Source organism: Lentibacter algarum (genome assembly GCF_018860975.1).
In the GTDB taxonomy this organism is placed as follows: domain Bacteria; phylum Pseudomonadota; class Alphaproteobacteria; order Rhodobacterales; family Rhodobacteraceae; genus Lentibacter; species Lentibacter algarum_A.
This window is the reverse complement of sequence record NZ_JAHKQI010000008.1, coordinates 481,195-499,295: the sequence shown is the minus strand read 5'-3', so window position 1 is coordinate 499,295 and position 18,101 is coordinate 481,195. Positions and strand designations below refer to the sequence as shown.

At 54.9% G+C, this 18,101-nt stretch carries 18 protein-coding genes; 9 read left to right on the top strand and 9 right to left on the bottom strand.

All coding sequences use genetic code 11. The features are described 5' to 3' along the window. Nucleotides 1–223 precede the first annotated feature (223 nt). On the top strand, nucleotides 224–565 hold the full coding sequence (locus KO498_RS11830) for a DUF6749 family protein (protein WP_215960093.1): 342 nt from the start codon (nucleotides 224–226) through the stop codon (nucleotides 563–565). Between the two features lie 54 nt (nucleotides 566–619). Next, entirely contained in the window at nucleotides 620–1,693 is a 1,074-nt protein-coding gene (locus tag KO498_RS11825) for a DUF6902 family protein (RefSeq protein WP_215960092.1), read from the top strand. Here KO498_RS11825 and KO498_RS11820 read toward each other — a convergent pair. Continuing rightward, the gene (locus KO498_RS11820; RefSeq protein ID WP_215960091.1) at nucleotides 1,686–2,009 is read right to left on the bottom strand and encodes a HesB/IscA family protein; all 324 of its coding nucleotides are present in this window, start codon (nucleotides 2,007–2,009) and stop codon (nucleotides 1,686–1,688) included. The two genes, KO498_RS11825 and KO498_RS11820, sit on opposite strands and share 8 nt — an antisense overlap. A 77-nt stretch (nucleotides 2,010–2,086) precedes the next feature. Here KO498_RS11820 and KO498_RS11815 point away from each other — a divergent pair, with 77 nt between their 5' ends. After that, the gene (locus tag KO498_RS11815) at nucleotides 2,087–3,256 is read left to right on the top strand and encodes a deoxyguanosinetriphosphate triphosphohydrolase (RefSeq protein ID WP_215960090.1); all 1,170 of its coding nucleotides are present in this window, start codon (nucleotides 2,087–2,089) and stop codon (nucleotides 3,254–3,256) included. 116 nt (nucleotides 3,257–3,372) lie between these two features. Here KO498_RS11815 and ssb read toward each other — a convergent pair whose 3' ends face one another. Beyond that, complete coding sequence (ssb, locus tag KO498_RS11810; protein WP_215960089.1) at nucleotides 3,373–3,846, bottom strand: single-stranded DNA-binding protein; 474 nt, start codon at nucleotides 3,844–3,846, stop codon at nucleotides 3,373–3,375. A gap of 241 nt (nucleotides 3,847–4,087) precedes the next feature. On the opposite strand from ssb, the gene KO498_RS11805 reads away from it, so the two are divergent. Beyond that, complete coding sequence (locus KO498_RS11805; protein ID WP_215960500.1) at nucleotides 4,088–4,630, top strand: lytic transglycosylase domain-containing protein; 543 nt, start codon at nucleotides 4,088–4,090, stop codon at nucleotides 4,628–4,630. Nucleotides 4,631–4,648: 18 nt separating this feature from the next. Here KO498_RS11805 and KO498_RS11800 read toward each other — a convergent pair whose 3' ends face one another. From KO498_RS11800 to KO498_RS11770, 7 genes are all read right to left on the bottom strand, one after another. Further along, nucleotides 4,649–5,191, bottom strand: a complete 543-nt coding sequence (locus KO498_RS11800; protein WP_215960088.1) for a VOC family protein — start codon at nucleotides 5,189–5,191, stop codon at nucleotides 4,649–4,651. 104 nt (nucleotides 5,192–5,295) lie between these two features. Then, on the bottom strand, nucleotides 5,296–7,389 hold the full coding sequence (locus KO498_RS11795; RefSeq protein ID WP_215960087.1) for a dipeptide ABC transporter ATP-binding protein: 2,094 nt from the start codon (nucleotides 7,387–7,389) through the stop codon (nucleotides 5,296–5,298). A gap of 182 nt (nucleotides 7,390–7,571) precedes the next feature. Then, nucleotides 7,572–9,407 carry an ABC transporter permease gene (locus tag KO498_RS11790; protein ID WP_436835931.1) on the bottom strand — a complete coding sequence of 612 codons (1,836 nt, stop codon included), beginning with the start codon at nucleotides 9,405–9,407 and terminating at the stop codon, nucleotides 7,572–7,574. Nucleotides 9,408–9,421: 14 nt separating this feature from the next. Beyond that, nucleotides 9,422–10,507, bottom strand: coding sequence for an ABC transporter permease (locus tag KO498_RS11785; protein WP_215960086.1), 1,086 nt, complete (start codon nucleotides 10,505–10,507; stop codon nucleotides 9,422–9,424). A 275-nt stretch (nucleotides 10,508–10,782) separates the two neighbouring features. Continuing rightward, nucleotides 10,783–11,667 (bottom strand): tRNA (adenosine(37)-N6)-dimethylallyltransferase MiaA, encoded by an 885-nt coding sequence (miaA, locus tag KO498_RS11780; protein ID WP_215960085.1) that lies wholly within the window; start codon nucleotides 11,665–11,667, stop codon nucleotides 10,783–10,785. Between the two features lie 266 nt (nucleotides 11,668–11,933). Next, a complete protein-coding gene (locus KO498_RS11775) occupies nucleotides 11,934–12,713 on the bottom strand; it encodes an alpha/beta fold hydrolase (protein ID WP_215960084.1) in 780 nt (259 codons plus the stop codon). A 68-nt stretch (nucleotides 12,714–12,781) separates the two neighbouring features. Next, on the bottom strand, nucleotides 12,782–13,663 hold the full coding sequence (locus KO498_RS11770; RefSeq protein WP_215960083.1) for a helix-turn-helix domain-containing protein: 882 nt from the start codon (nucleotides 13,661–13,663) through the stop codon (nucleotides 12,782–12,784). Between the two features lie 326 nt (nucleotides 13,664–13,989). Between KO498_RS11770 and pyrH the strand changes: the two genes are divergently transcribed. The 5 genes from pyrH to dxr all read left to right on the top strand — a co-directional run bounded on the left by pyrH (nucleotide 13,990) and on the right by dxr (nucleotide 18,092). Beyond that, the gene (gene pyrH / locus KO498_RS11765; RefSeq protein WP_215960082.1) at nucleotides 13,990–14,721 is read left to right on the top strand and encodes a UMP kinase; all 732 of its coding nucleotides are present in this window, start codon (nucleotides 13,990–13,992) and stop codon (nucleotides 14,719–14,721) included. 91 nt (nucleotides 14,722–14,812) lie between these two features. Then, nucleotides 14,813–15,376 carry a ribosome recycling factor gene (gene frr, locus KO498_RS11760; RefSeq protein ID WP_215960081.1) on the top strand — a complete coding sequence of 188 codons (564 nt, stop codon included), beginning with the start codon at nucleotides 14,813–14,815 and terminating at the stop codon, nucleotides 15,374–15,376. Nucleotides 15,377–15,394: 18 nt separating this feature from the next. Further along, nucleotides 15,395–16,135, top strand: a complete 741-nt coding sequence (gene uppS / locus KO498_RS11755; protein ID WP_215960080.1) for a polyprenyl diphosphate synthase — start codon at nucleotides 15,395–15,397, stop codon at nucleotides 16,133–16,135. Further along, the gene (locus KO498_RS11750; RefSeq protein WP_215960079.1) at nucleotides 16,132–16,923 is read left to right on the top strand and encodes a phosphatidate cytidylyltransferase; all 792 of its coding nucleotides are present in this window, start codon (nucleotides 16,132–16,134) and stop codon (nucleotides 16,921–16,923) included. The genes uppS and KO498_RS11750 overlap by 4 nt, the downstream gene beginning before the upstream one ends. Continuing rightward, nucleotides 16,920–18,092: a 1-deoxy-D-xylulose-5-phosphate reductoisomerase gene (gene dxr / locus KO498_RS11745; protein WP_252731393.1), complete on the top strand. Its 1,173-nt coding sequence runs from the start codon at nucleotides 16,920–16,922 to the stop codon at nucleotides 18,090–18,092. The genes KO498_RS11750 and dxr overlap by 4 nt, the downstream gene beginning before the upstream one ends. The last annotated feature ends 9 nt before the right edge of the window (nucleotides 18,093–18,101 follow it).

The following is an 18,101-nucleotide window of genomic DNA, read 5'->3' as shown; positions in this document are numbered from 1 at the left end:
TCGCCAGCCCAGCCCGCGCGCTCCACTGCATTTATCTTCATTATTTGCCTTTATTGTTAACAAAGTTTTAGATTTTCTGATCTTTCGAAGTTTCATAATTTCAAACAGTTAGGACCAGTTCAAAGTTTTTGAACCCGGCAATACAACCTAAAGGTGTGTGATAATTCTTGCCATTCAACTTCAAGTAGATAACGATAAGAGGCAGACAACTTAGGAGGTAACAATGTCTGCACTTCGTAAAACCCAAATCCAAACCACCGAAACTCACGAAACAACGCTTTTTGACGGCGCGGGAACAGAGCTTTTCATCTCCGGTTCAGCCCCTTCAGACAGTGACATGACAGCGGGTGCAGGCACTGATCTGTTCATTTCGGGATCGTCTCCCAGCGATGCCGAAATGAGCACAGGCTCCGGCACCGACCTGTTCATTTCCGGCTCGGCCCCCTCTGGCTCGGACATGCAAACAGGCTCGGGAGCCGAGCTGTTTATCTCTGGTTCAGCACCATCCAACGCCAGCGCCTCAGAAGATGGCGATGCGGTAGAAGCCTTTATTTCAGGCTCGTAACTCAGATCACGGGCGGGCTTTGCTCCGCCCGTTCTCTCTCTGAAAGGAGCCGTGATGACAAATGTTGTTCAACTACAGTTTCGCCCGAAACCGGTGTCCTCATCCGAGGCACTCGCGGCCAGCTTTGCCGCACATAGGCGCGGAAAGAATGACGTCTTCTGGCTCAAAGAAAACGCCGAGTTTCTCAACATTCATCAAAGCACAGGTGCAAGCCTGTCTGCCGAGGCGCTGGCCCAATACGATAGCTTTTATGAAACCGTCGAAAACCAGCTCAAATTTTTCCCGCAGTATTACCGCTTCTTACTCTCCATAACCCTTGATCTTGAGGATATTGGTATGCCTGGGAACAGGGGTGCAGAACTCTGCGAGTGGGTGCACAATCAAGGGTTGGTTGAGGCGGAGCTGTCTGATCTGCAGCGAGCTGAAGCACAGCGGTTGTTGCTGCGTCGTATTCCAGATAAGATATGCAATAACAACGAGTTATTGGGAAGACTTAACAAGTTTATCTGCCGCAAGGAAACCTTCAGCTTGCCGAACAAAAAGGCGGCATATGAGCTGACCCATATCATTTTCTATCTTAGCGCTTATGGGCAAGAAAGCCTATCGCTTCCCGCCGAAGCAGTCCAAAGCCTGATGTTCACAGGCACTCTGGCTTTCATTGATGAAAACGCAGATCTTTTGGCCGAAGTTTGCATCGCGCTTGCCTATGCAGAGCAATCGGTTCCTGAGGTTTGGCAGTCTTGGTTGTCTCTGCACGCGGGCAGATTTGTGGTCACCAAGTCCGCCACAACGCAAGATGATTACCATGAATATCTGATGTGTAACTGGTTTTTGATGAACTCCGGAAAGCCGGGTTTTGAACATCATTTAGAAGCTGGTGAGATGAGCTTTTTCCGCCCGCAGGGGCGGCTGGGGGTTCTGCGTGACCTGTCGGAGTTTCTCTATGAACGACACGAAAGCACGGGGCCAGTGGACACTGTTCTAAAGTGGCCAAATCTGCGTTCCGACATTGCGGCGACGCTTGACACCATGGCCTTTGAGCACATCCAGGATGCAGAAAAAGCGTTGCCGGAGTTCGAAGAGTTTTTTGCAGGCTTCTCGCGTTCGAGCAGCGGAAGACCTACATAGAAAACGACGTGCCGCAGCCACATGAGCTTGAGGCATTCGGGTTCTCGATGGTGAATCGCGCGCCGATCAGCTCTTCCGTGTAGTCGATCTTGGCACCAGCTAGAAACGGCTGGCTAACCTCGTCGATGACCACTTTCTCACCTTTGCCTTCAAGCACCAGATCGTCAGCTGACGGGGCATCGAGCTTGATCTCGTATTGAAACCCCGAGCACCCGCCGCCTTCAACCGCGACACGCAACGCCTTGCCTTCCGAGCCAGCGCCAATTGCTGCAAGTTGTTCAAATGCGCGTTCTGTCACGAGGGGGGGCAGGATCATATCAGGCTCCAAGGGTTACGTTCTGGCCGTGGCCAATATATAGGATGCAATAGGGCAGGCGGCAAGGAGCAGTGCAGATGGATTTGGACAGAGCGGTATTTGCATCGCGTCCCGAAGACAGTCGGGGGCGTCTTTATCCCGAGGCGGAAAGCGCCTTTCGCACCTGCTTTCAGCGTGACCGTGATCGTATCATCCATGCCAGCGCCTTTCGCAGACTCAAACACAAAACACAGGTGTTTATCGAGCACGAGGGAGACTACTACCGCACGCGCCTGACGCATTCTATAGAAGTTGCGCAAGTTGCTCGCACGATCTGTGGTGCTTTAGGGCTAAACCCCGAACTGACAGAGGCAGTCGCCCTCGCGCACGACTTGGGGCATACGCCTTTCGGGCACACGGGGGAAGATGCGCTTGATGCCTTGATGAAGCCCTACGGCGGCTTTGACCACAACGCGCAGGCGATCAAGATTGTTACATCGCTAGAGAAACACTACGCCGAGTGGGACGGGCTTAACCTGACATGGGAATGCCTTGAAGGCATTGCCAAACACAACGGTCCGGTCGTGGGTGACATCCCCCGTGCCTTGCTTGAGTACAACGCCCAGCATGATCTTGAATTGAGCACACATGCCAGTGCTGAAGCACAGGTTGCTGCTTTGTCAGACGACATCGCATACAACAATCACGACATCCATGATGGGTTGCGCGCCGGTTTGTTCGGCGTTGAGGATATCACGCAACTTCCTCTTTTGAAGGGATGCTTTGCCGAAGTTGACAAGACCTATCCGGCGCTCTCTGCCTACCGTCGCCAACATGAAGCCCTGCGCCGCTTTTTTGGTGTGCTGGTTGAGGATGTCATCAACACCAGCCAGTCCTTGATCAAAGAACGAGCACCCAAGAGCGCTGCCGACGTGCGTCATGCCGGCTGCCCGCTGGTGCGGTTTTCTCCCGGGTTATGGTCTGATTTGCAAGTTATCCGGCGGTTCTTGTTTGAGCACATGTATCGCGCGCCCAGCGTGGTTGAGATGCGAGAGCGCGCGACGTTAATTGTTGAGCAACTGTTTAACGCCTATATGGATGAACCGACCCGCTTGCCAACCGAGTGGCAAGAGGCCGTTCGAAAAAGCAACCACGACACCTCCGCCATAGCTGGAGTGGTTTCAGACTACCTGAGCGGGATGACAGACCGATATGCCGTGCAAACTGCAAAACAGCTGTTTGGTACGTCGGTTGATTTGAACATTTAGCCTAAAGCGCTTCGACTTATTGTTGAGGCAGGGCGAGAAAGCGAAGCGCGTGCAAACTATTGATGCTGTGCGCGCTTGCGAAAGCAACTTGTGCCTCAACTTAATCTAGAAACACTTTAGAAAGGGATTTCGTCGTCAAAATCGGTGTTCTGCGGGGCAGGCTGCGAGTTCTGGTTGTTGTTGTTTTGGTTGCCGCCACCATAGCCGCCTTGGTCGCCACGGTTTCCGCCGCCTTCACTGCGCCCGTCTAGCATCGTCAGCGTGCCGTCAAAGCCTTGCAGTACAACTTCGGTTGAGTAGCGGTCATTGCCAGACTGGTCTTGCCACTTGCGGGTTTGCAGCTTGCCTTCGATGTAGACCTTCGAGCCTTTGCGCAGGAAACGTTCCGCAATATTCACAAGGCCTTCTGAAAAGACAGCAACGGTGTGCCACTCGGTGCGCTCACGGCGCTCGCCAGTGTTCTTATCTTTCCATGTGTCAGAGGTTGCTATGCGAAGGTTACACACCTTGCCACCGTTCTGGAATGTGCGCACTTCAGGGTCTGCACCCAAGTTGCCAATGAGGATAACTTTGTTAACGGAACCTGCCATGATGCGCCTCTTTCAGAATCTATGCGAATGTGAGCCTTCTTACATCACCCTAAAGAGTTTAATGGAAGATGAAAACTTGAACTAGATGAGCAATAACATGCAATTTTTCGCCCATAGCGTGGAATGGCTGGCAATTTCTGCTCTGATGCTTACATTGCCTTCAACTATCGTTTGGGGGAACGGAAAGAGCAGTATGCGTAAAGCAAAGTTCAGCGCGATTTTGATTGCCACGATTTTACCGATGTCGGCAGAAGCCGATTTGTTCAAATCCGACAAGAAAAAATCCCATTACAGCACACAAACCCGCATTTTGGACACTCGGGCCAAGAGTCAGTATTCGTCTTCGGTTCGTCTGCAACCGGCCCGTGTCGTGACCCCGACGAAGTGGGGAGCAGAGAGCAAAAGCTACCGTGGTCGATACCGCGGCCCGTATCTTACGATGGCCAAAGACGCGGCTCGCAGGCATGGCGTTCCCGAAGATCTTTTCCTGCGTCTCGTGCAGCAGGAAAGCGGCTGGAATGTTAAAGCCAAGTCACATGCAGGAGCGCTTGGCCTTGCACAACTGATGCCCGGAACGGCCCGGAAATTGCGTGTAAACCCCCATGATCCTTACGAAAACCTGGAAGGCGGCGCGCGCTATTTGAAGCAACAATACCGCGAGTTTGGTTCGTGGCGTCTAGCGCTTGCGGCTTACAACGCGGGTCCGGGTGCTGTGAAGAAATACGGTGGAGTGCCACCCTATAAAGAGACGCGCAATTACGTGAAAATTATCTGGGGAAGCTGATGGCTCCCCCAGGTTGTGTCATGCGCCAGAAAGTTCCTTCTTGTGCATCCACTCAGCGTGTTTCGGCGCCTTCTTGGTACGGCTCCATTCGTCGAGCATTTCCCATTTAACGTCGTTAAGCTTTGCCAGCATCGCATCTTCTTCGGGATCAGGACAAGCGAGTTCCACACGGTGGCCATTGGGGTCAAAGAAGTAGATCGAGTGGAAGATCGAGTGATCTGTGACGCCCAGAACTTCAACACCTTCATTCTCAAGATGCTCTTTATATTCAATAAGTTCGGCACGGTCTTTCACGCGAAACGCGATATGTTGAACCCAGATCGGTGTATTCGGATCGCGGCCCATTTCCGGTTTGGTCGGCAGTTCAAAAAAGGCCAGAACGTTGCCGTTCCCGGCATCGAGAAAGACGTGCATGTATGGGTCCGGTTCGTGAGTTGAAGGCACGTGATCTTCTGCTATGGCGAGGACGAAATCCATGTTGAGGATTTTCCCATACCATTCAACGGTTTCTTTTGCGTCCTTGCATCGGTAGGCGACGTGGTGAATTTTTTCGATCTTCATGACAATCTCCTTGGTTTCTGTGTTTACAATATGGTTACATATGTAACTATCAAGCCAAAAAGAAACCGGACGCATGCCCGGTTTCTGACTGCTCTACTCTTGTTTCACTCTGCCGCGTCAGCAAGTTTGATAACCGGCTCCATCTTTTTGAGCGTGGCGTCATCAAGGTGACACTTGATCTGATGCCCATTGCCTAGGTCTTTCACCGGAGGCACCTCACGGTCACACAGCTCGCCGGGCACTTGTTCTTTCCAGCGACAACGCGTCTGGAAGGGACATCCGGAGGGCGGGTTCATCGCGGAAGGGATGTCACCCTCAAGCACGATATGTGTCTTCTTGATCTTGGTGTCGGCGATTGGCACCGCAGACAACAGAGCTTCTGTATAAGGGTGATAGGGCGGTGAGAAGATGTCATCGGTGGTGCCAAGTTCAACAACATGGCCCAGATACATCACCATCACCCGATCACTCAGATAGCGGACAATCGACAGATCGTGACTGATGAACAAGAGCGTGGTTTTGTGCTCCCGTTGAATTTCCATCAACAAATCTGTGACAGCGGCCTGAACAGACACATCAAGGGCCGAGACAGGCTCGTCGGCGACAACAATGCGTGCGTCGCCAGCGAAGGCACGGGCGATGCCGACGCGTTGCTTTTGCCCGCCAGAAAGCTGCCTTGGCATGCGGTCTGCGAATGCACGCGGCAGTTTGACCAGATCAAGCAGGTTGAGCATCCGTTCACGACGAGCTTCGTCAGAATCACCGATTCCGAAGATTTCCAAAGCGCGAATGATCTGCCGACCCACCGTCATTGAAGGGTTGAGTGTATCAAACGGGTTTTGAAACACCATTTGCACATCTGCGACTGTTTTTGTGTCACGATCCTCGATCGCAACGTGTTCGATACTCTTCCCATCCAGTTCTATCTTGCCGTCGGTGGCTGTTTCCAACCCCATCAAAACCTTGGCAAATGTTGACTTGCCGCAGCCCGACTCACCTACGATCGCGAGGGTTTCACTTTCCCGAGCTTCGAACGAAAGTGTTTCATTTGCCTTAACGACCCGTGTCTCGCCGCCACCGAACAGAGCATTGGCAGCAACTTCGTAGTATTTCTTAAGGTTTTCCATCTTAAGAACAACTTCGCCGATCTCACCTTTTTCCTTTTGTTCTCCGACTTCTAGCGGCGCATTCCAGTCGATGCTTTTGAACTTCAAACAGCGTGTTTCGTGGTCTCCGGCTTTGTCGGCAGGAAACATCGGCACGAAGCCTTCGTCACACAAACCTTCCTCGTAATAGTCGCAGCGAGGGCCGAAGTTGCAGCCTTTCGGGCGCTCATGCGGCAGCGGAAAGTTGCCCGGAATGGCCACAAGCGGGCGCGAGTTTTTGTCGGCGCCGGGCAGGGGGATAGAGCGGAAAAGGGCTTGTGTATAAGGGTGTTGCATGTTGTTGAACACGGTTTCGATCTCGCCGCGCTCGACCGCTTCGCCGGAATACATCACACAGATCTTGTCGCAGGTTTCTAGAACCAATCCGAGGTTGTGCGAGATGAACAGCATCGACGTGCCGTATTTCTTGCCAAGGTCTTTGACCAGCTCGACAACCGCCGCCTCAACTGTCACATCAAGCGCTGTGGTTGGCTCATCGAGGATCAGCAAAGAAGGCTTTGACATCAAGGCCATAGCGATAACGATGCGCTGTTGTTGACCACCAGAGAGCTGGTGAGGGTAGCTCGAAAGCATCCTCTTCGGGTCGGGCAGCTTCACGTCGGTGACGACTTCAAGAGCGCGGTTGTAGGCCTCGGTTTCGGACACGCCTTCATGGATCATCGGCACTTCCATGAGCTGACGGCCGATCTTCATGGCGGGGTTGAGAGAGGCCATAGGCTCTTGATATATCATAGCAATTTCATTGCCACGCACATCTCTGAGCTCGTCAGGCGTCATCTTCTCCATGTCGCGGCCCTTGAACTTGATACTGCCGCCAACAATGCGTCCGTTCTTGCCCAAATCACGCATGACGCCCAGCGCCACGGTGCTCTTACCGCAGCCGGATTCACCAACCAAACCAACGGCTTCGCCGGGGGCAACTTTCACAGAGAAGTCCATCACCGCAGGGATTTCACGGAGGCGTGTGAAGAAGGAAATAGACAGTTTGTCGATCTCCAAAATAGGCCCGGTATAGTCATGAATTTTCGACATTAACTTTCTCCCGTCGAGACGCGGAGGGCGCTGTGACTTGCGTGCATACCACAGTGCATACCGCAGTGCATAATGCGTGCTGACAGATTTGAGCTGTTAATCGCGTTAACCATCCTGTGCGCCTCCTTAGTGTTTCGTTCATCTCTGCGCGGCAGGTTTACCCCCAGCCGCGCAATGTAGCGTTAATCTTTCAGGCTCTCTTCGCGCAGACCATCAGCCAGCAGGTTGAGGCCGAGAACGAGCGACAACAGAGCGAAGGCAGGCGGCAGAGCTGGGTGCGCGTAGATCATCAACAGCTTGCGCCCGTCGTTGATCGTTGAACCCCAGTCAGGGCTCTCTGGCGAGAGGCCAAGGCCGAAGAAGCCGAGGGTTCCGAGCAGGATCGTGGTGTAGCCGATGCGCAGGCAGAAATCGACGATCAGCGGCCCACGGGCGTTTGGCAGTATCTCCCAGAGCATGATATACCACGGGCCTTCACCGCGCGTTTGAGCGGCGGCAACGTAGTCTCGCGAGTTGATATCAAGCGCGAGGCCGCGAACGATACGGAAAACCGTAGGCGAGTTCACAAACACCACCGAGACGAAGACAACCAGAACGCCGGGATCAGGATTAAAGAAATCCAGCGCGCCGAGGATGTTGATTTTGCTCTCTGGTGCGTTGATCGTCACCGCGTAGATGATCGCCATCGGGATCAGCGTCAGCATCAAATACTTGGAGTTCTTGGCTGGCTGGGTTTTGAACCGTGAGTTGATCAAGACTGCAACGAAGATAATCGGGAAGAAGAACAACACGATCGCCATATACTGTGGCAAGCCGGTTTGCACGATCTCTGGTGTGACCAAGAGATAGAACAACAGGATCACCGGAAAGGCGAGAATGAGGTTCGCCAGAAAGCTGAGCACCGTGTCGAGCGAGCCTTTGAACATCAGCGCAAACAGGACCGCGAGCACCACCAGCACGATCAGGAAATTGCTGATGCCGCTGGTGAACAGGATCGCCAAGGCAATGATCGCAAAGAGTGCGCCGACGATCTTGGTGCCGATGCTCTCACGATTGAGCGCCGGGCCCGAAAAGTAACCCGCTGGCAGGCCGAGTGTGATGCCAACCATGAAGGCGAACAGCGTCGCCAGTGGTGCGATGATGATAACCGTGACGCTGCCTTTAACCATGCGCGAGAAGACGTCACGCGCGAGGTTGTCACCGCCGAGCAGATAGAAGGCATACTCGCCGCTTTCGGCGCCGCGCAGGGGGGTGCCGGGCAGTTTGTTTTTCATTCCCGAGGCTTGCTCAAGCGGGCCGTGGGTTGAGATGAGGTCAAACACACCGGTGTAAAAGGCAGTGAGCACCCAGAACATCACGAGGCTAAAGCCGACCATGCCGATGACATTGTCATAGAGCTTGCCGTAGAGGCCGAGTTTGCGTTTATAGATCATCGATACAACGATGATCACCGTGAGTGATATCCACACCGGCATGAAGCGCATGAAGATAGATGCGATGATACCGCGGCCTTGCATGATCGCGATGCGCTTTTCAGCGGCGAGCGTTTCCGCATCGGGCATCGCGTCGGGGGCGAGCCCGTCAACATAGGCGCGGTGGCCCGAGCCGGCAAAGAGCAATGTCCAAAGCAACCAAACACCACAGATGATGGCGATTGCCAGCAAGGCTTTGCTGAACAGCGCACCCATCGTTGCTGCCGGGTCATCAAAGAAGGTGTTCATGAAGTAACCGAGCATCGCTGCGAAGAGGCCCAGCAGGACAAGCACCCCAAGCATTCTGGCGAGGGTGGACATCTGAATGCCGCCACCGCCAGACATCATCCCGTAGACATAGCCGAAGCCGACCACGAGCAGCAGCACAACTGCGATGCCGTTAAACAGCGAGAAGGCGCCTTTGGTGGATGAGTTTGTGAGCGATAGAAGCATCGCTGCGAGGCCCGAGACGATCGCAACAGTGATAGCGACGCCGAGGAAACTTCCGAACCAAGTGAATGCACCAAACCATGTAAGAGGTTCCATAATCCTGTTCTCCCTTACGAAATTCTGATGCGTGGGTTCAGGAACACATAGCCGATGTCAGACAACAGCTGGGTGATCAAAACCACGAAGACGGATACGACGGAGACACCAAGCAGCAGCTCGATATCGTTGTTGCCGGCGGCCTGCACCAGCGTCCAGCCAAAGCCCTTGTAGTTAAACAAAGTCTCGACAATGACGACGCCGTTGAGCAGCCAGGGTATTTGCAGCATGATGACGGTGAAAGGTGCGATCAGAGCGTTTCTGAGTGCGTGTTTCATCACGATGTTGCGAAAGCTCACACCCTTGAGGCGGGCGGTGCGGATATACTGCGCAGTCATCACCTCCGCCATAGAGGCGCGTGTCATCCGCGCAATATAGCCCATGCCGTAGAGGGAGATGGTTAGCACCGGCAGGAAGAAGTTCTGAAAGTTGGCCGCTTCCATTGCCGTTGTCGCCGTGCCCTTAAAGAGCGTTTTGCCCTCGATCAGGCCCGCTTCAGCGAGCATCGGCGAAACACCGTAGCGCGAGGAGGCGAGCAGGGCGATGAAGATAACACCGGAGACATATTCGGGTGTCGCCGTCGAGGCGATCGAGGCTGTTGAAAGCGTGCGATCAGTGCGCGAGCCTTCACGCATACCCGCGAGCACTCCGACAATAAGTGCGGAAGGCACCATCAGCAGCATCACCCAAAGCATCAGTTTGGCGGTGAGCGCCAGCCTTGTGCCGATGATCACCGAGACGGGCTCTTTGAAAACCGTTGAGAAGCCCCAGTCGCCTTGCAGGATACCACAGCGGGTTGGCACCTTGTCGGCTTCAATACCGGGGCGGATACAGCGCCCGACAGGCTTTCCCTCGGTGTCAGACGACAGATAGCCCGGCGCGATGCCGAGCCACTCGGCGTATTTGCGTGGCAAGGGCTGGAGATATCCACGGCTTGTCAGGTAGCTTTCGACCTGCTCGTCGCTCATGCGGAAGTTGCCTTGTGTTTTGGCAAGTTTCTCGAGGTTGGGGTAGAGATTGGTCAGAAAGAAGACCACGAATGTCAGGCAGAGAGCTGTTAACAGCATCACCCCCAAGCGTCGTAAGATGAATAGTCCCATTAGGTGCCCCTGTTGGTCAGGTGGTGAGAGCCGGAGTGGTTTGAAGGCAGGTGAGTGTCGGCAAGATAACTGCGAACAGTAGAGGTTTGGCTGAGCGCAGTTTTTGCGCTGTGGCAGTCTTGCGACATTGTTCACTCCCGTTGTGGGGCGTGCCGGATTAAACCGGTCTTTTCCCCATATTGGAAGCAGTCGGACATATTTAGGCGCTATCCGTCAATGGCTGGACGCAAAAAAAACTTCTTGACTGGCGGCCTTGAGGGGAAGCGGTGCGGCGGTTAAATATCCATATTCACTTGGTTCCAGCCCTTCATGCGCGCCTTGAACCAGGTGCGTTGGCGCTTTGCATACTGGCGCGAAGCGATGATAGCCCGGGCACGCGCTTCCTTGAGAGTGATCTCACCTTTGAGGTGGGCGATAAGCTCGGGAGCACCGATGGCTTTTGAGGAGGGGGCCGTCGGTGACCATGCTGCGAGATTGCGTTTCGCTTCCTCCAATGCGCCGCTTTCGAGCATGATGTCAAAGCGTGATTCTATGCGCGGGGTTAACCAGCCGCGCGGGGCGTTAAGCACATATGCGCTTGTCTGCGAGAGCGGCAAAAGCGGCGGAGGTGTGCTTGCGTGCCAGTCGGCGAGGCTACGTCCCGTGGCGCACCACACCTCAAAGGCGCGCTGCACACGCATCGGGTTTTGCTGGTCGATCCTGGCCAGCGTCGCGGCATCAAGCGCGCTTAGCATTTCGGCCAGACCGGTATCTGACACAGCAAGAGCATCGGCCTCGGCGCGCACTTCGGCAGGGGTTGGCGGTATGTCGGCCAGACCTTCTGTAAGCGCTCTGAAATACAGCCCCGTGCCACCGATAATGATCGGACGTAAGGCAGACTTCTCCAACAGAGACTTCACTTCGCGCAGCCATTCGCCGACGGAATAAGGCTGCTGACCGTCAACATGCCCGTATAAAGCATGCGGCGCGCGGGCTTCTTCTTCCTCGGAGGGGCGCGCAGTCAGCACCCGCCAGTTGGCATAAACCTGCAAGGCGTCGGCATTGATGATCAGCCCGCCGTCACGCTCGGCCAAGTCAAGCGCCAAGCCGGACTTGCCCGAAGCTGTCGGGCCGGCGATCAGCACGGGTTGCTGGGGGGGTATCTTAGTGATCTGCAACATGAACTTGGCAATAGCCTATGCAGCAGGAAGGCAAAAGAGGGCAGGCATGTCCTTTTCCGCACGATGCCGCCGGAACGCAGCGAGCGGCCACAACACAGTTCGTAACTTGTATGGCGGAGAGTTGTTGCTTGCAAACCAACGGGCATAACCAGCAGGGCGACAACCATTATTGAATGTCCGCTCTGCGGACAGAGCGGACACTCCCTTACCGATGGTTAATGTCCGGTCTTGACGTAAAAGTATGACGAAGTTTGCGACTACATATCTTACAAAACCGCTCGGAGGACTGCGTTGAACTCGGCAGGTTTGGTCAAAAATGGCGCATGACCTGCGTCTTCGATCCAAAGAACAGCGTTACTGCAACCCGGTATCGTGGTTGCCAACACTTCACTGGCTGCGGGTAAGCAAATGGCATCGTTGCGCCCGCAAACGACGGTTGTTGGGGTGGTGATAAGAGGCAATTCTGCCAGTTGATTGCGCGCACCAGATGACCCAAACGCCGACATGGCCACGCCCACATCTGTCGCTGCGGCAATAGCTGTCAGCTTTGCAGCGACTGTTTCATCTTCAGGCGCGATCATTCCGCAAAACGCACCGCAGCCTTGAGCGAAGTCCTCGACCAAGAGCCCACCAAGCTGTTGTGCTGCTTCTCCGGGAAGGGCATGCGGGAATTCATTGCTTGCAACCAATTGTGGTGTGGTATCGACCAATACGAACTGTTTGATACGGCCGTCGTTCTCTGCCGCCATGACTTGAGCGATTGCGCCGCCCATAGACCAACCAACAAGGGTCACATCCCGTAAATTTAGACCATCCACAATCGTCAAAAGATCGTCTCGATGATCTTCGAACGATATTTCCGGACTTGTGGTCGTTGATGCGCCAAAGCCGCGCAGATCAACGCAGATCACACGATGCGTTGCAGAAAACTCTGCTACCTGATGGCTCCAGACCGAGTGATCCATCATTATGCCATGAACAAACAGCAACGCAGGTTTGTCTCCGCCAGTGTCTGTGAGATAGATTTCGTTTGGGCCTATTTTCATTGTGTTTCCTCCATTTTGAATGAAGGTTATCTGCTAGCCAACTATGGCGTCTTGAATAAAATCCGCATCTATCGGCACGCTCGAAATTTGCTCGGGGTGACGCCAGTATAGCGTACAAACTCACGGCTAAAGTGGCTTTGATCTGCATACCCAAGATCCAGCGCGATTTGGGCTAGTGGTGTATCGACATCAGCCAATAGAAGATGTTTGGCCCTTGAAATACGACGTGTTAGCAAAAACTTGTGTGGAGTCGTGCCAAACTGGCCCCGAAATGCACGCAGCAGTTGGCTTTGGCTAAGATCGCACAGGGCAGCAAGTTCTGCCAGAGAGACGCCGCTGTGAAATTCATCCTGGATCAGCTCCAGTGCGGGCATCACATTGCTGTCCACCAACCCTGTCTCGGGCACATGAGTGCTGAAATTGTGCAGCATTTCATCGCTGAACATCTGTAACATCGTGTCGGCAAACAATGGGCCCGTTGCCCCATTCAGCCGCAGCTCTTGTCGAAGACGTTCAGCCATCAGTTGCATTGCCGGCGCATCGACCTGAAAGCTATCCCGTAAATCCACCTTATCTTTGGCCGCTGTCGTATCAAAAAGCTCTGCATCTATGAGGATGTGCAGAGCAGAAGGGCTTCCCTCCCCAAATGTCCAATGATTGTCCGCTCCGGCCGGAATAAAGCTGAATTGCCCATTTTGCAGGTGTGTCACCGTGGATCGCCCCGCACATCTATGACGGAATTCACCGTCCAGCGCCTTGTAGTGATAAACCAGAAGATGGTGGTTCATTGCTGAACATGAAAAGTCGCTTGGTGGTAGGTTCGGATAGTCCTCAACTCGAAATCCCTGCCACCCAAAAGCTGATGATTGCTGGGCGCACTCAACGGGAACAGCATGAAGGCGCTCTTCTGGTGAAACGCACGCATGCTGAGCTGGTCTGATTTTGGTCATTCTGCATCTTTGCGCGATAATCACGCGCAATCAAGTCACGGCAATTACAGGAAAATGGCCATTCATGCAGTCAGCAGCATCATGCAAATTGGGCTCAAACCCGCCATTCGCTGAATCTGTCTGACGTTTCAACCCCTACAGTTTGACAAACAGCTCCGCAGAACGCGCACCGTTGCGGTAAGGCTTGACCGAACTAATCGGGCAGGGGGCGTAAGTGATGTCGGGCACTTTCTTTGAGATAGCTTCCGTTTGGCGGCGCTTGGGCGTTGCGACTCCTGCGGATTTCAGACATTTTGGCGCAAATCAAAATGGTCGGGAGCCCTCAAATGTCAAACTCAGATGAGAAGAAGACAACCTTCAAGCGTGTGATGCTCAAAATTTCGGGTGAGGCACTGATGGGGGATCAGGGTTTCGGGCTGCATCCCCCGACAGTTCAGCGCATTGCTCAAGAAGTGAAGTCGGTGCAGGAAATGGGCGTCGAGATCTGCATGGTTATCGGCGGCGGCAATATCTTTCGCGGCCTTCAAGGCAGCGCGCAGGGCATGGAACGCACCACGGCCGACTATATGGGCATGCTCGCCACCGTTATGAACGCACTGGCAATGCAAAGCGCTTTGGAAGACCTCGGCGTGTTCACACGGGTTATCAGCGCGATCACCATGAACGAAGTTGCCGAGCCCTACATCCGTCGCCGCGCCGTGCGCCACCTTGAGAAAAAGCGGGTTTGCATCTTTGCGGCGGGAACCGGCAACCCTTACTTTACCACCGACACAGCGGCGACCTTGCGCGCCAACGAGATGGCCTGTGAAGCGATCTTTAAGGGCACCAAAGTTGACGGCGTCTATGACAAAGACCCTGCCAAGTTTGACGACGCGGTGCGCTATGACAAGGTGAGCTATGACGACGTGCTGCAAAAGCGCCTCGGGGTGATGGACGCCAGCGCGATTGCTTTGGCTAGGGACAATGATCTGCCGATTATCGTGTTCTCACTAGACGAGCCGGGCGGTTTCAAGGGGATATTAGCCGGCGAGGGCACCTATACGCAGGTCGGCGACTAGGCTGTTTTTCGCATCTGGTATTTTGAGCGCAGGGCAAGTAAAACGGGCCCTAACAGCCGTATGAGCCGGCGATACAACAGGATGAGACCCCATGTCAGATGATTTTATGCTTGATACCGATGCTCTGGAAAAGCGCATGGATGGTGCAATGAACGCGCTGCGCACCGAGTTTGCTTCGCTGCGCACAGGCCGTGCTTCAGCGAGTATGCTTGAGCCGGTGATGGTTGAGGCCTACGGCCAGCAGACGCCGCTGAACCAGGTTGGCACGGTGAACGTGCCAGAGCCGCGCATGGTGACGGTGAATGTCTGGGACAAGAGCATGGTTCAGGCTGTTGAAAAAGCCATTATGAACAGCGGCTTGGGGATAAACCCGCAGACCAATGGCACGATTGTTATGCTACCCATTCCGGAGCTCAACGAAGAGCGCCGCCGCGAGCTTGGCAAGGTTGCTGCGCAATACGCCGAGAGCGCGCGTGTGTCGGTGCGCAATGCCCGTCGCGACGGCATGGACCAAGTGAAGAAAGCAAAGGCAGACGGGTTGTCGGAAGATGACCAGAAGTTCTGGGAGACCGAAGTCCAGACCACCACCGACAAGTATATTAAGGCCGTTGATGACGCTTTGGAGGCCAAGCAAGCCGAGATCATGCAAGTTTAAGTTTTACGAGGTGCGGCGATGACGACATCAGATTCTGAGAGTTCGGCTGCTCCTGAAAACGGGCCAAAGCACGTCGCGATTATTATGGATGGCAACGGACGTTGGGCGCAGTCGCGCGGGCGTCCACGGCTGTTCGGGCATCATGCCGGTGCCAAGCGTGTGCGCCAGATCGTCGAGGCTTGCCCTGATCTGGGGGTGAAATACCTGACGATCTTTGCTTTCTCGACAGAAAACTGGAAGCGAACGCAGGTTGAGGTTGCTGGCTTGATGAGCCTGTTTCGCCGCTACATTGCCAAGGAAGCACGCGCATTGAAGGCCGAGGGCGTGCGCGTGCGTTTTATTGGCGACAGGGTGCGGCTTGATAAGAAGCTTGTGGCCTTGATGGACGAGTTGGAAGTCGAAACATCCGAAAACGAGCGCGTGCATCTGACGATTGCTTTGAACTACGGTGGGCGCGATGAAGTTGCCCGCGCCACAAAGCGGCTGGCGCAGGACGTGGCCGCAGGCAAGCTCGACCCCGGAGAAGTAGATGAAGAAACGCTTCCAAGATACTTGGATACTTACGTTTTGCCTGATCCGGACTTGGTGATCAGAACCAGCGGTGAGGCGCGGATTTCAAACTTTCTGCTCTGGCAGTCGGCCTATGCGGAATACGAGTTCATCGACACGCTTTGGCCGGATTTCAGCCCCGAGATATACGCCGGGCTTGTTGAGGGTTTTGGCAAGCGTGACCGTCGCCTTGGCGGGGTAAAAGCGTGAGTTCAGCAGACAAATGGGGCGATCTTGCGCCGCGGGTTGCTTCGGCGCTGGTTATGGCTGTGGTTGCAGGTTCGGCGGTGTGGTTTGGCGGCATTTGGTTGTTGATCGTGCTCGGCCTTGCGGCGGGCGGCATGGTTTGGGAGTGCGCGCGTCTAGGCGGAGCAGAGGCGGGGCGCACACGGGATGTTTTGATGCCATTGCTGACGATCACATTGTTTGTGCTTGTGGCCCTAGGCGGCTCGGGGCTGATCTTCGCGCTGCCTGTTGTCGCGGGCTGGTCAGTGCTTGTCAGCGCCACGAGGCTGCGGCTTGTTGTCGGCGTTTATGCGGCGGCATCTGTGCTGGCGGCGCTGTTGCTTATGGTTATGCGCGCCAGTTTTGGGATCGAAGTGCTGTTGTGGCTGATCATTGTTGTGATCGCCTCCGACGTGATGGGCTATTTTGCTGGTCGTATTCTCGGCGGGCCGAAGTTCTGGCCAGCGATAAGCCCTAAGAAAACATGGTCCGGCACTGTTGCGGGCTGGATCGGTGCGGCGCTGGTCGGTTGGTTGGCGAGCGATGTTCTGATGAACAGCGTCAAGCCAGAATGGCCGCTTTCGCCGGTTATCTTTTCGGTTCTGCTCGCCTTTGCGGCGCAGATGGGTGACATCGCCGAGAGCTTTATCAAGCGGCGTGCTGGCATAAAGGACAGCTCGAACCTGATCCCCGGGCATGGCGGTTTGCTGGATCGTCTCGACGGGATGATCGGCGCGGCGCTGATGTTCTTTGTGGTCTGGTATCTGGTTTGAGCAAGCGGCGGATCTCCATTTTTGGCGCGACAGGCTCTATCGGGCAATCAACGATTGATCTGATAAAGCGCGACTTTGACGCCTATGATGTTGTCGCAGTGAGCGGCGGACAGAACATTGCGCAGCTTGCCAAGGATGCGATTGCTTTGAGAGCAGATGTCGCGGTGACGGCGGATGAGAGCAAGCTCGCAGCCTTGCGCGCTGCACTTGCGGGCAGTGGCGTTGACGTTGCGGCGGGGCAGGCGGCCTTGATAGAAGCGGCGGCGCGGCCAGTTGACTGGACCATGAGCGCGATTGTTGGCGCCGCAGGGCTGGAACCGGGGCTGGAAGCGCTGAAGCACGGCGGCACGCTGGCCTTGGCCAACAAAGAAAGCCTTGTAACGGCGGGCAAGCTGTTGATGAGCACGGCAAAGGCGCACGGAGCGCGGGTGTTGCCGGTCGACAGCGAGCATTCGGCCGTCTTCCAAGCGCTTGTTGGCGAAGACATGAGCACGGTTGAGCGGGTGATCATCACTGCGAGTGGCGGCGCGTTTCGCGATTGGCCTTTGGAAACGCTAAAAGACGCAACCGTGGCCTCTGCGAGCACGCATCCGAACTGGAATATGGGCCAACGCATCACCATCGACAGCGCGTCGATGTTCAACAAAGCGCTAGAGCTTATCGAGACGCGCGAGTTTTTTGACGTGGCACCCGAGAAGATTGAAACCATCATGCATCCGCAGTCGCTCGTGCATGCCTTGGTGGGGTATAATGACGGGGCGATTATGGCCCATGTCGGCCCGCACGACATGCGGCACGCGATAGGATATGCGCTGCATTGGCCCGAACGGCAGCACTTGCCTGTCGAGCGGCTTGACTTGGCGAAAATCAGCCAGCTTGAGTTTCGCGAGGTTGATCTGGCACGCTATCCGGCCATAGGCTTGGCCCATGAGGTGATGCAGCGCGGCGGCCTCAGCGGGGCTGTGTTTATTGCGGCAAAAGATGCAGCGCTTGATGCGTTTATTGACGGGCGCATCGGGTTTGTTCAAATGGCCGAGCTGGTGGCTGACGTGCTGGACGCGTTGTTGCCAGACAGCGGCCTCATTGACGCCACGATGAGCCTTGATAACTTGCGCCAAACCACCCAGATAGGCGCTGAACACGCGCAATCGTGGATTGACAGAGTTTAACCCGACCCA